Genomic DNA, 11,763 nt, shown 5'->3' on the forward strand with positions numbered 1-11,763 from the left:
GACCCCCGTTGGTCGAGGAGGCCGCCCGCGGCCGTCTCGAGACCTCCGGGCACGGTGCACCCGTTGGTCGAGGAGGCCGTCCGCGGCCGTCTCGAGACCTCCGGGCACGGTGCACCCGTTGGTCGAGGAGGCCGCCCGCGGCCGTCTCGAGACCTCCGGGCACGGTGCACCCGTTGGTCGAGGAGGCCGCCCGCGGCCGTCTCGAGACCTCCGGCGCCGGTCGCTGCGCGACCTCCTCGACCAACGGGCCGCCGGTCGCTGCGCGACCTCCTCGACCAACGGGCCGCGTCAGCTGTTCTGCGGGAAGCCCAGGTTGATCCCGCCGTGCGACGGGTCGAGCCAGCGCGAGGTGACGGCCTTCTCGCGGGTGAAGAAGTCGACACCCTGCGGGCCGTACGCCTTCGCGTCCCCGAACAGCGACGCCTTCCAGCCTCCGAAGGAGTGGTAGGCGACGGGCACCGGGATCGGGACGTTGACGCCGACCATCCCGACCTCGACGTCGAGCACGAAGCGCCGCGCCGCGCCGCCGTCGTTGGTGAAGATCGCGGTGCCGTTGCCGTAGGGACCGCTGTTGACCAGCTCGACCCCGTCCTCGTACGACGCCACGCGCACCACCGACAGCACCGGGCCGAAGATCTCGTCGGTGTAGACCGTCGAGGTGGTCGGCACCTTGTCGAGCAGTGTCGGGCCGAGCCAGAAGCCCTCGGCAGCACCGTCGACCTCGACCTCCCGGCCGTCGACCACGACCGTCGCTCCGTCGGCCTCGGCGACGTCGAGGTAGCCCGCGACCTTGTCGCGGTGCTCGCGGGTGATCAGCGGTCCCATGTCGCAGGAGCGGCGGCCGTCCCCGGTGACCAGCTTGCCCATCCGGTCACTGATCTTGGCGATCAGGTCGTCGGCGATCGGCTCGACCGCCACGACGACGGAGATCGCCATGCACCGTTCGCCGGCGGAGCCGAACCCTGCATTGACGGCGGAGTCGGCGACCAGGTCGAGGTCGGCATCGGGCAGCACCAGCATGTGGTTCTTGGCGCCCCCGAGGGCCTGGACCCGCTTGCCGTGGGCCGTTCCGGTCTCGTAGATGTAGCGCGCGATCGGGGTCGACCCGACGAAGGAGATGGAGGCGATGTCGTCGTGGGTCAGCAGGGCGTCGACGGCCTCCTTGTCACCGTGGACGACGTTGAGCACGCCGGCGGGCAGGCCCGCCTCGTGGAACAGCTCGGCCAGCCAGTTCGACGACGACGGGTCCTTCTCGCTCGGCTTGAGGACCACGCAGTTGCCGGTAGCGATCGCGATCGGCAGGAACCACAGCGGCACCATCGCCGGGAAGTTGAACGGCGTGATCACCCCGACGACACCGATGGGCTCACGCAGCGAGTAGACGTCGACGTCGGTCGAGACGCCGAGGGAGTAGCTGCCCTTGGCCAGGTGCGGCATCCCGCACGCGAACTCCACGACCTCCAGGCCACGGGCGATCTCGCCGGCCGCGTCGGAGAGCACCTTGCCGTGCTCGGAGGTGAGGATCTCGGCGAGCTCGCCGCTGCGGGCGTTCAGCAGCTCGCGGAACTTGAACAGCACCTGCTGACGACGCGCGATCGAGGAGCGGCCCCAGTCGGCGAAGGCGGCCGTCGCGGCCGCCACGGCGGTGTCGACGTCGGCGGCCGACGCCAGCCGGACCTGCTTGGTGACCACGCCGAGGGCGGGGTCGTGGACCGGTGCGGTGCGGGTCGACGTGCCGGGGTTGGTGGCGCCGGCGATCCAGTGGTCGAGTGTTTCGGTGGTCATCTCTAGAGCTCCTCGTCGAGCAGGGTGAGTACGGCTTCGTACGTCGCCAGGGCCTCGGCCACCTCGTCGGCGGTCACGACACAGGGCGGGACGACATGGATCCGGTTGTCGGAGATGAAGGGGATCAGGCCACGGCCGAGCATCTCGGCCTTGGCCCTGCCCATCAGCGCCGCGGGTAGGTGCGCCCGGGTGGCGCGATCGGCGACCAGCTCGAGCGCCCAGAAGACGCCCGTGCCGCGCACCTCGCCGATGACAGGATGCTTCTCGGCGAGCTCGCTCAGGCCGGGCCCGATCACCTCGGCGCCGATCTTCTTCGCGTTGTCGATGATCCCCTCGCCGGCCATCGCGTCGATGGAGGCGACGATGGAGGCGGCCGCGAGCGGATGCCCGCTGTAGGTCAGGCCGCCCGGGAACACCCGGTCGTCGAACGTCGTGGCGATCGCATCGCTGATCACGACACCGCCGACCGGCACGTAGCCGGAGTTCACACCCTTGGCGAAGACGATCAGGTCCGGCGTGACGTCGTGGGCATCGAAGGCGAACCACTCGCCGGTGCGGCCGAAACCTGCCATCACCTCGTCGAGGATCAGCACGATCCCGTGCTCGTCGGCCAGGGCACGCACCCCCGCGAGGTAGCCCGGCGGGGGCACGAGGATGCCGGCGGTCCCGGGCACGGTCTCGAGCAGGATCGCCGCGATCGTGGACGGTCCCTCGCTCTCGATGATCCGGCGCAGGTGCTGCAGGGCCCGCTCCCCCTCCTGCTCGGGCGAGCTCGCCCAGAACTCCGAGCGGTAGAGGTAGGGCCCGAAGAAGTGCACGTGGCCGCGGGCGTACTCGTTGGGCATCCGGCGCCAGTCGCCGGTCGAGACGATCGCCGCTCCCGTGTTCCCGTGGTAGGAGCGGTACGTCGAGAGCACCTTGTCGCGACCGGTGTGCAGCCGCGCCATCCGGATGGCGTTCTCGTTGGCATCGGCGCCGCCGTTGGTGAAGAACACCTTGTTCAGACCGGCCGGCGCACGCGCCGCGATCCGCTTCGCGGCCTCACCGCGGGTGAGGTTCGCCGTGGCCGGCCCGATCGTGGCCAGGATGGCGGACTGCTCCTGGATCGCGGCCACCACCGACGGGTGCTGGTGGCCGATGTTGACGTTGACCAGCTGGCTGGAGAAGTCCAGGTAGGTGCGCCCGGAGTGGTCCCAGACCCGGGAACCGAGACCCCCCGCGACGACCAGTGGCGCGAGCGCCGCCTGGGCACTCCACGAATGGAAGACGTGCTCTCTGTCGAGCTGCGCCGCGAGGGTGTCCCGGTCCTGGTCCATGAGCTACTTGCCGCCTTCCTTGAGCTCGACCGTGATCGGCTCGTAGTCCTTGCCGAGGGTGTCGACACCGTCGGCCTCGAGCTCGGCGAGCGCCTTCTCGACGTACTCGTTGCTGTACGCCGTGGCCGGCGGCTCCTTGCTGATGATCGACGCGCCGGTCTCGTTCTTGGTGTTGAGAGCGATGTCGACGGTCTGCTTCCACGCGGCCTCGTCGATCAGGCCGACGCCGTTGGTGGAGGGCCACAGCAGCTTGTTGACCTCGTTGGTCATCCAGAGCTGGTGGCTGGTGCCGAGCTCCGAGCCGGACTCCGCCACGATCGTCGCGGCCTCCTCCGGGTTGTCGCGGACGAACGCCCAGCCCTTGATCGAGGCCTTGATGAAGGCCACGGTCTGCTCCTCGTACGCCGCGTCGGACAGCTTCTCGGTCTGCGCCCAGATGGCGTCCTGGAGCATCGCCGAGCCGGCGTCGTTCCAGTCGATGACGTTGAGGTCGTCGGGCGTGAAGAGCTCGCCCGTCTCCGGGTTGACGGTCTCGAGGACCTGGGCGTACTCGTTGTAGGTCATCGCCTGGGCGGCGTCGATGTCACCGGCCAGGAAGGCGTTCATGTCGAACGCCTGCTGGACCAGGTTGATGTCGCCCACCCCGACACCGGCCTCCTGCATGCCGGCGAACAGCTCCCACTCGTTGCCGAAGCCCCAGCTGCCGACGGCCTTGCCCTTGAGGTCGGCGGGCGAGGTGATGTTCTTGTCCTTGAAGGAGATCTGCGTGGTGGCGCTGCGCTCGAAGATCTGCGCGACGTCGGTGATCTTGGCGCCCTGCTCGATCGATCCGAGCACCTTCGGCACCCACGAGATGGCGTAGTCGACGTCGCCGGAGGCGAGGACGTCCTGCGGCACGATGTCGACACCACCCTCGACGATCTTCACGTCCAGGCCCTCGTCGACGTAGAAGCACTCCGCGACGGCGGCGTAGTAGCCGGCGAACTGGGCCTGGGAGACCCACTGGAGCTGGAGGGACACCTCGGTGAGGTCACCGGCGTCCCGTGCTTCTGTCGTGCGTGCTGCGCAGTCCTCGTTGGCGGCGACGTCGACCTCCGAGTCGTTGCCGTCGTCCTCGCTCCCACATCCGGAAGCGACCAGTGCGAGGGCGGCAGCGGCGGCGCCCAGCTTCAGTGTTCTCTTCATTCGATTCTCCTGTTTTCCTCGGGGGTGGGTGTCCGAGATCGGGTGGTCCAGAACGGATCAGGTGGGCCGGAGGTGGCGCGAGAACCACAGCTCGACCAGCAGGGTGACGATGTAGAACAGCAGGCCGAGCACGATCGCTCCGCTGACGTAGGCCCATGCCAGCGGGTAGTTGCTGCTCGCGGCCGACGAGGTGATCGACTTGCCGAGACCGCCGATCGGGCCGCCGAAGTACTCCGCGATCAGCGCAGCGATGACGGCCAGCGAGGACGCCACGCGCAGGCCCGTGAAGACGTACGGCGTCGCGGTCGGCAGCGTCACGGTGCGCACCACCTGCCAGCGCTTGGCCGCACACGCCGTCATCAGGTCGAGGTGGACCTGACGCACCTGGCGCAACCCGCGCAGGGTGTTGAGGTAGACCGGGATCGTGACCGAGACGGCCGCGACGATGATCCGGCCGGTGTCGACCGCCGCACCGAACATCGAGTAGAGCACCGGCGCCAGCGCGACGATCGGGATCACGGCGAGGGCGGCCACGACGGGCGCCGCCATCTGGTCGACGACGCGGAAGGACCCGGCGAGCATCGCCCCGGCCACGCCGAGCACCGCTCCGAGCAGGGTGCCGATCAGGGCGTTGCGCCCGGTCACGGACGCTCCACTGGCGATGCTGTCGCCGTGGAGGCGCACCTGTTCCCAGATCGCGCTCGGCGCCGGCAGGACGAAGGGCTCGATGTCGAAGGCCTCGACGACGCTCTCCCAGGCCGCGATCGCCACCACGCCGACGACCAGCGGGGCGAGCACGGTGCTCCACCGGACCTCGGCGATGGGGAGCCGGGCGCGGGTGTCCTTGGCCGGGCCGGCGTCGGCGACGGTGGTCATCTGTGGTCGACCCCCCGGGCGACGGCAGCGGTCTCGGGCGTGCCGTGCAGGAGGGAGCGGACCTCGCCGACGGCGCGAAAGAAGCCCTCCTCCTCGCGTACGCCGGCCGAGCGGTCGTGCGCAGCGGCCAGGCCGTCGGCACGGATGTCGACCACACCGGCGATCCGGCCGGGTCGCGGCGACATCACGACGACGCGGTCGGACAGGAACACCGCCTCGGGGATGGAGTGGGTGACGAACAGGACCGCAGCACCGGTCTCGGCGCAGATCCGGACCAGCTCGTTCTGCATCCGCTCGCGGGTGATCTCGTCGAGCGCCCCGAAGGGCTCGTCCATCAGCAGCAGGCGCGGGCTCTCTGCGAGCGCTCGGGCGATCGCGACCCGCTGCTGCATCCCGCCCGAGAGCTGGTCGGGGTGGCTCCTGGCGAAGTCGGTCAGACCGACCAGCTCCAGCAGCTCGGCGACCCGGCGCCGCCGGATCTCGGAGTTGATGCCGTGCAGCTTGAGCGGGAGCTCCACGTTGCCCGCGACCGTGCGCCACGGCAGGAGGCCGGACTGCTGGAACGCGATGCCGTACTCCTGGTCGAGCCGGGCCTGGCGAGCGGACTTGCCGAACACCAACACCTCACCGGAGGTCGGGCTGTCGAGGTCGGCGACCAGCCGCAGCAGGGTGCTCTTGCCGCATCCGCTCGGTCCGATCAGGGAGACGAACTCCCCGTCGGCGACCGTCAGGTCGACCGCACTCAACGCGTCGACCTGCTTGCGGCCCTTGCCGAAGACCCGGTGGGCGCCGCGGACCTGGATCGCTGGCTGGCCCAGCGGTTCAGGCTGGATCAGGGGGTTCGTCATCGGGGTCCCCGATCGATTGTTTGCCGGGGGAGCGAAGCGGAGGAGGTGAAGAATCGGGTGGGGTGATTCATCGTGGAACTCCAGTCAGTCGGAAGGGGCGCAGCGCAAGACCGAGGAGGCCGACGGCGCCGGCGGCCAGGAGCCCGATCGCAACGGCGCCGAAGATCGGTGCCCACGGCTTGGCGGGGTCGCCGCTGGCGGCGACCGCGTAGTCGATGACCATCCGGCCCAGACCGCCCTTGAGGCCGATCGAGACCTCGGCGACGACCGCGCCGATCACCGCGCTGGCGGCGGCCAGCCGCAACGCCGGCAGCACGAACGGCACGCTCGCCGGGAGGCGCAGGGTGAGCAACGTGCGCCACCATCCGACGCCGAGGGCGTGCATGAGGTCGAGGTGGGTGGTGTCGGGTGACTTCAGTCCACGAAGTGCGCCGACGGCGACCGGGAAGAAGGCGAGGTACGCCGCGATCACCGCCACCGAGTCCTGGCTGGTCCAGACGTAGGAGCCGATCTCGATCTCGGAGCCCCAGCGGCGTACGAGCGGAGCGATCGCGATCAGCGGGACGGTCTGGCTCAGCACGACCCAGGGCAGCAGCGCGGACTCGACGATCCGGAAGCGACTCATCGCCAGCGCGAGCAGCAGCCCGACGACCACACCGATCAGCCAGCCGCGCGCCGCCAGACCGAGCGAGAACATGCTCGCGTCGAAGACGGCGGAGAACGCATCGGGCGCACCGATCCGCGCGGTCACCGGTTCACCGAAGCGCTGCAGCATCTCCCACGAGTGCGGCATCGCGAGGTCGGTGGTGCGGGGCAGCACGCGGGTCGTGCCGATCAGCACGCCCTGCTCGGGCCCCAGGGCCTTGTAGACGTCCCAGGTGGCGACGACGGCCGCGACTCCGAGCAGCCCCAGCACGATGGCGCGGGACCGGGTGAGGACGACGTTGACGAGGGCCAACGTCAGGCCTTCGCGACGACGTGCTCGCGCATCACCGGGATGATCGACTCGCCGTAGACACGCAGGGTCTCCTCCTTGTTGTCGTGCTGGAGGTAGACGGCGAACTGGTCGACACCGACGTCCTTGAGCTCCTTCAGCTTCTCGACGTGCTGCTCGGGGGTGCCGAGGATGCAGAAGCGGTCGACGATCTCGTCGGGCACGAAGTCGACGTGGTCGTTGTCGGCCTTGCCGTGGGTGTTGTAGTCATAGCCGGTGCGCCCCTTGATGTAGTCCGTCAACACCTCGGGGAAGGGAGCCTTCCCACTCGGGTCCGGCGACGATCCGTACTTGGTGACGATGTCGGCGATGTGGTTGCCGACCATCCCGCCGAACCACCGGGTCTGGCCGCGCATGTGCTCCCACGACTCCGGGGTGTCCGCGCCGACGTACGCCGGAGCGGCGACGCAGAACGTCAGCGACTCGGGGTCGCGGCCGGCGTTGGACGCCGCGGTCTTGACCTGCTCGATCATCCAGCGGGTGACGTCGACGTCGCCGAGCTGGAGGATGAAGCCGTCACCGACCTCGCCAGCCGTCTTGAGCGCGAGCGGTCCGTAGGCGGCGATCCAGACCTCGAGCGAGGAGGTGCGCGCCCAGGGGAACTGCAGGGTGGCGCCGTTGTGCTCGACCGGGCGGCAGTTGCCGAGCTCGCGGATCACGTGGGTCGCGTCGCGGACCTCCTTGAGCGTGCACGGCTTGCCGTTGAGCACGCGGACCGCGGAGTCACCGCGGCCCATGCCGACGACAGTGCGGTTGCCGTACATCTCGTTGAGCGTCGCGAACACCGAGGCGCTCACGGTCCAGTCGCGGGTGGCCGGGTTGGTCACCATCGGTCCGACGATCACGCGCTGGGTGGCGGCGAGGATCGCCGAGTAGATGACGTAGGGCTCCTGCCAGAGCAGGTGCGAGTCGAAGGTCCACACGTAGTCGAACCCGTGCTCCTCGGCCTGCTTGGCGAGGCCGACGGTGCGCCAGGCGGGCGGATTGGTCTGCAGTACGACGCCGAAATCCATCTGTCTCTCCTAGACGAGGTATTGCGTGAGATCGCGCTTGAGGAACCGGCCGTGACCCTTGGTCCCGTGGAACTGGCCGTCCTCGACCAGCACCGTGCCGCGCGAGATGGTCACGTCGACGTGTCCGTCGATCTCGAACCCCTCCCACGCGGAGTGGTCCATGTTCATGTGGTGCGAACGGCCCTCGCCGATGCCGATCGAGGTGTGCCCGCGGGGGTCGTACACGACGATGTCGGCATCCGCGCCAGGCTGGATGACGCCCTTGCGGCCGTACAACCCGAACATCCGGGCGGGCGTGGTGGAGATGAGCTCCACCCAGCGCGACAGCGAGATCCGGCCGTCGACGACACCTTGGTAGAGCAGGTCGACGCGGTGCTCGATCGACCCGATCCCGTTGGGGATCGCGCGGAAGTCGTCCTTGCCGAGGGTCTTCTGGTCCTTCATGCAGAACGGGCAGTGGTCGGTCGAGACCATCTGCAGGTCGTTGGTGCGCAGGCCCTGCCACATCGCGTCGAGGTGGCCCTCCTCCTCGGAGCGCAGTGGTGTCGAGCAGACCCACTTGGCGCCCTCGAAGTCGCCCCACTCCTCGCTGATCGCTGCGAGCTGCTTCTCCAGCGAGAGGTAGAGGTACTGCGGACAGGTCTCGCCGAAGACGTTCTTGCCCTTGTCCCGCGCCCAGGCGACCTGCTCGACCGCCTGCTTCGCACTCATGTGGACGATGTAGAGCGGCGCGTCGGTGAGGTCGCTGAGCATGATCGCCCGGTGCGTGGCCTCCTCCTCCATCTGCCAGGCCCGCGCGATGCCGTGGTAGTACGGCGCGGTCTTGCCGGACTCGGCGAGCTGCGCCGCGAGGACGTCGATCGCCGGTCCGTTCTCGGCGTGCATCATCGTCAGGAGGCCCAATTCTCGGGCCTTCTGCATCGCTCGCAGGATCTGCGCGTCGTCGCTGTAGAAGACGCCGGGGTAGGCCATGAAGAGCTTGTACGACGTGATGCCCTCGTCGACGAGGTTCTCCATCGCCTTCAGCGACTCCTCGTCGACGCCGCCGACGATCTGGTGGAACCCGTAGTCGACCGCGCAGTTGCCGGCCGCGAGCTCGTGCCAGTGGGCCAACCCGTCCTCGACCCGCTCGCCGTACTTCTGCACGGCGAAGTCGATGATCGAGGTCGTGCCGCCCCACGCGGCAGCGGTCGTCCCGGTCTCGAAGGTGTCGCTGGCCTGCGTACCTCCGAAGGGCAGCTGCATGTGGGTGTGCGCGTCGATCCCGCCGGGGATGACGTACTTCCCGGTCGCGTCGATCACCTTGTCGGCGTTGATCGGGCCGAGCGCCGCGTCGCCGGGAGCGAGCAGCGCGACGATCCGCTCGCCGTCGACCAGGACGTCCGCCTCGACGGTCCCGGTCGCGTTCACGACCGTGCCGCCCTTGATCAGGATGGTCATCGTGCCTCCCCTCAGGGCTTCGCGATCGCGGTGTACGAGTCGGGGCGGCGGTCCCGGTAGAACTGCCAGTCGTCGCGCATCTGCTGGACCATGTCGAGGTCGAGGTCGCGCACCAGCAGCTCCTCGCCCTCGCTGGAGCCGACGTCGCCGACGAAGTTGCCGCGGGGATCGATCACCTGGCTGGTGCCGTAGAAGGTCACCGCCTCGTCGCCGTACTCGTTGTCCTCGCGCCCGACCCGGTTGGGCTGCAGCACGAAGTAGCCGTTGGCGACGGCGGCGCAGGGACCCTCGACCTCCCACAGCCGGTTGGAGAGACCCGGCTTGGTCGCGTTCGGGTTGAAGACGATGTGCGCGCCGGCCAGGCCGAGCTCGCGCCAGCCCTCGGGGAAGTGCCGGTCGTAGCAGATGTAGGTGCCGACGCGGCCGACCGCGGTCTCGAAGACGGGGTAGCCCAGGTTGCCGGGGCGGAAGTAGAACTTCTCCCAGAACTTCTCCACGTGCGGGATGTGGTTCTTGCGGTACTTGCCGAGGATCGTGCCGTCGGCGTCGACCACGACGGTGGTGTTGTAGTAGACGCCGGTCTGCTCCTCCTCGTAGATCGGGAGCACCATGACCTGGCCGAGCTCCTTGGCCAGGGAGGCGAACCGCTGCACGATCGGACCGTCGGCCGGCTCGGCGTAGCGGTAGTACTTCTGGTCCTGGGTGATGCCGAAGTAGGGCCCGTAGAAGAGCTCCTGGAAGCACATCACCTGGGCTCCCTGGGCGGCCGCGTCCCGCGCGAACTTCTCGTGCCGGTCCAGCATGGATTCCTTGTCGCCGGTCCAGGTGGTCTGGCTGATGGCGGCGCGAACGATCGTCACGGATCCCTCCCGGGGGGGTTGCTTCAGGTGGTGATGGGGCTCCTCGAAGAACTGTTATCTTTCAGGCTGAACATTTCGCTCCGATTTCTCCGTTGTCAAGAGGTGTCGCATGTTCGGTGACCTCGAGGACCGCTCGCCGGCCGGCATTGCGGGCGTGTTCAGCCGCGCCATCCGGTCCGGGGAGCTCGCTCCCGGCGACCGGTTGCCGACGGTGCGCGAGGTCGCTGCCGAGCTCGGGGTCTCCCCCGCCACCGTGTCCGCGGCCTGGCAGGCGTTGCGTCGTACGGGCGTGGTCGTGTCGCGCGGCCGCGCCGGTACCTTCGTCAAGGACAGCCCCACCCCGTGGCTCTCGCCACGCCAGCGCGGGCTGGTCGGCGCAGGCCCTGACGGGCTGCGTCTCGACCTGTCCCGCGGCACCCCCGACCCGCAGCTCCTGCCGTCCCTGGGCCCCGCCCTGCACCGGGTCTCGCAACGGGCCGGCACGCTGACCTACCAGGACGAACCCGTCCTGCCCGAGCTCCGCGAGGTGCTGACGGCGTCGTGGCCGTACGCCGCCGAGGCCCTCACCGTCGTCGACGGCGCCACCGACGGCGTGGCCCGCACCCTCGAGCAGATCATCGGGTACGGCGACCGCGTGGTCCTCGAGTCCCCCGGCTTCCCTCCCTTCTTCGACCTGGTCGAGACCCTCGGCGGCGAGGTCGTCCCGGTCGAGCTGGACGGCAGCGGGATGCGGCCGGACTCCCTGCGCCGCGCCCTCGCCACCCGACCCCGCGCCGTCCTGGTCCAGCCCCGGGCGCACAACCCGACGGGCGTCGCGGTCGACTCCGCCCGCGCCCAGCAGCTGGTCCGGACACTGCGCCGCGCCGGCACCGAGGTCCCGTGGGTGATCGAGGACGACCACTCGGCTGGCATCAGCACCTCGCCCGACGTCACCCTCGCCACCTGGCTCCCCGAGCGCGTCATCCACATCCGCTCGTTCTCGAAGTCGCACGGCCCCGACCTGCGGATCGCCGCCCTCTCGGGCCCCTCCGAGCTCGTCGACCGGATCGTGGCGCGCCGGATGCTCGGGCCCGCCTGGACCTCCCGGATGGTGCAGACCATCCTGCTCGACCTGCTCACCTCCTCGCCGTCCCTCGACGAGGTCGGCGAGGCCCGACGCCAGTACTTCGCCCGCCAGCGCACCCTCGTCGCCGCCCTCGCCACCCACGGCATCGACGTCCCTGCACCCGACGGCATCAACCTCTGGCTCCCGGTCCGCGACGAGCGCGCGGCACTGGTCCACCTCTCCGCCGCCGGCATCCGCGTCGCCGGCGGCGACCCGTTCCTCGCCGGCGAGCGCGACGGCACCGCCTACATCCGCGTCACGACCGGCCTCGTCTCGCCCGACGACGCGAGTGAGGTGGCGGCTGCACTGGCCGAGGCCGTCCGCGCCGGGTGATCCGCGAA

Annotated in this window: 10 protein-coding genes; 1 reads left to right on the plus strand and 9 read right to left on the minus strand. The window is 69.6% G+C overall.

Annotated features, from left to right (window positions below; translation table 11 throughout):
• Positions 1-288 precede the first annotated feature (288 nt).
• The 9 genes from ASE01_RS16000 to ASE01_RS16040 all read right to left on the minus strand — a co-directional run bounded on the left by ASE01_RS16000 (position 289) and on the right by ASE01_RS16040 (position 10,317).
• Entirely contained in the window at positions 289-1,785 is a 1,497-nt protein-coding gene (locus tag ASE01_RS16000; RefSeq protein ID WP_056754111.1) for a CoA-acylating methylmalonate-semialdehyde dehydrogenase, read from the minus strand.
• Positions 1,786-1,787: 2 nt separating this feature from the next.
• The gene (locus tag ASE01_RS16005) at positions 1,788-3,101 is read right to left on the minus strand and encodes an aspartate aminotransferase family protein (RefSeq protein ID WP_056754115.1); all 1,314 of its coding nucleotides are present in this window, start codon (positions 3,099-3,101) and stop codon (positions 1,788-1,790) included.
• 3 nt (positions 3,102-3,104) lie between these two features.
• Positions 3,105-4,286, minus strand: coding sequence for an ABC transporter substrate-binding protein (locus tag ASE01_RS16010; protein ID WP_056754118.1), 1,182 nt, complete (start codon positions 4,284-4,286; stop codon positions 3,105-3,107).
• A gap of 57 nt (positions 4,287-4,343) precedes the next feature.
• The gene (locus ASE01_RS16015) at positions 4,344-5,162 is read right to left on the minus strand and encodes an ABC transporter permease (protein WP_082606103.1); all 819 of its coding nucleotides are present in this window, start codon (positions 5,160-5,162) and stop codon (positions 4,344-4,346) included.
• Positions 5,159-6,010 carry an ABC transporter ATP-binding protein gene (locus ASE01_RS16020; RefSeq protein WP_056754121.1) on the minus strand — a complete coding sequence of 284 codons (852 nt, stop codon included), beginning with the start codon at positions 6,008-6,010 and terminating at the stop codon, positions 5,159-5,161. Before ASE01_RS16020 ends, ASE01_RS16015 begins: the two co-directional genes overlap by 4 nt.
• A 67-nt stretch (positions 6,011-6,077) precedes the next feature.
• A complete protein-coding gene (locus ASE01_RS16025; RefSeq protein ID WP_235536048.1) occupies positions 6,078-6,968 on the minus strand; it encodes an ABC transporter permease in 891 nt (296 codons plus the stop codon).
• Between the two features lie 2 nt (positions 6,969-6,970).
• Positions 6,971-8,017, minus strand: coding sequence for a TIGR03842 family LLM class F420-dependent oxidoreductase (locus tag ASE01_RS16030; RefSeq protein WP_056754126.1), 1,047 nt, complete (start codon positions 8,015-8,017; stop codon positions 6,971-6,973).
• 9 nt (positions 8,018-8,026) lie between these two features.
• The gene (hydA, locus tag ASE01_RS16035; protein WP_056754129.1) at positions 8,027-9,457 is read right to left on the minus strand and encodes a dihydropyrimidinase; all 1,431 of its coding nucleotides are present in this window, start codon (positions 9,455-9,457) and stop codon (positions 8,027-8,029) included.
• An 11-nt stretch (positions 9,458-9,468) separates the two neighbouring features.
• Positions 9,469-10,317, minus strand: a complete 849-nt coding sequence (locus tag ASE01_RS16040; protein WP_056754132.1) for a nitrilase-related carbon-nitrogen hydrolase — start codon at positions 10,315-10,317, stop codon at positions 9,469-9,471.
• A 109-nt stretch (positions 10,318-10,426) separates the two neighbouring features.
• Here ASE01_RS16040 and ASE01_RS16045 point away from each other — a divergent pair, with 109 nt between their 5' ends.
• Positions 10,427-11,755 carry a PLP-dependent aminotransferase family protein gene (locus tag ASE01_RS16045; RefSeq protein ID WP_056754135.1) on the plus strand — a complete coding sequence of 443 codons (1,329 nt, stop codon included), beginning with the start codon at positions 10,427-10,429 and terminating at the stop codon, positions 11,753-11,755.
• Positions 11,756-11,763 lie beyond the last annotated feature (8 nt).

Origin of the sequence: Nocardioides sp. Root190, assembly GCF_001428565.1 — a bacterium.
In the GTDB taxonomy this organism is placed as follows: domain Bacteria; phylum Actinomycetota; class Actinomycetes; order Propionibacteriales; family Nocardioidaceae; genus Nocardioides.

Bases quoted from the DNA above. Each gene is read 5' to 3' on its own strand.
- ASE01_RS16000 (WP_056754111.1), bottom strand. From the start codon at position 1,785: ATGACCACCGAAACACTCGACCACTGGATCGCCGGCGCCACCAACCCC.
- ASE01_RS16005 (WP_056754115.1), bottom strand. From the start codon at position 3,101: ATGGACCAGGACCGGGACACCCTCGCGGCGCAGCTCGACAGAGAGCAC.
- ASE01_RS16010 (WP_056754118.1), bottom strand. From the start codon at position 4,286: ATGAAGAGAACACTGAAGCTGGGCGCCGCCGCTGCCGCCCTCGCACTG.
- ASE01_RS16015 (WP_082606103.1), bottom strand. From the start codon at position 5,162: ATGACCACCGTCGCCGACGCCGGCCCGGCCAAGGACACCCGCGCCCGG.
- ASE01_RS16020 (WP_056754121.1), bottom strand. From the start codon at position 6,010: ATGACGAACCCCCTGATCCAGCCTGAACCGCTGGGCCAGCCAGCGATC.
- ASE01_RS16030 (WP_056754126.1), bottom strand. From the start codon at position 8,017: ATGGATTTCGGCGTCGTACTGCAGACCAATCCGCCCGCCTGGCGCACC.
- hydA (WP_056754129.1), bottom strand. From the start codon at position 9,457: ATGACCATCCTGATCAAGGGCGGCACGGTCGTGAACGCGACCGGGACC.
- ASE01_RS16045 (WP_056754135.1), top strand. From the start codon at position 10,427: ATGTTCGGTGACCTCGAGGACCGCTCGCCGGCCGGCATTGCGGGCGTG.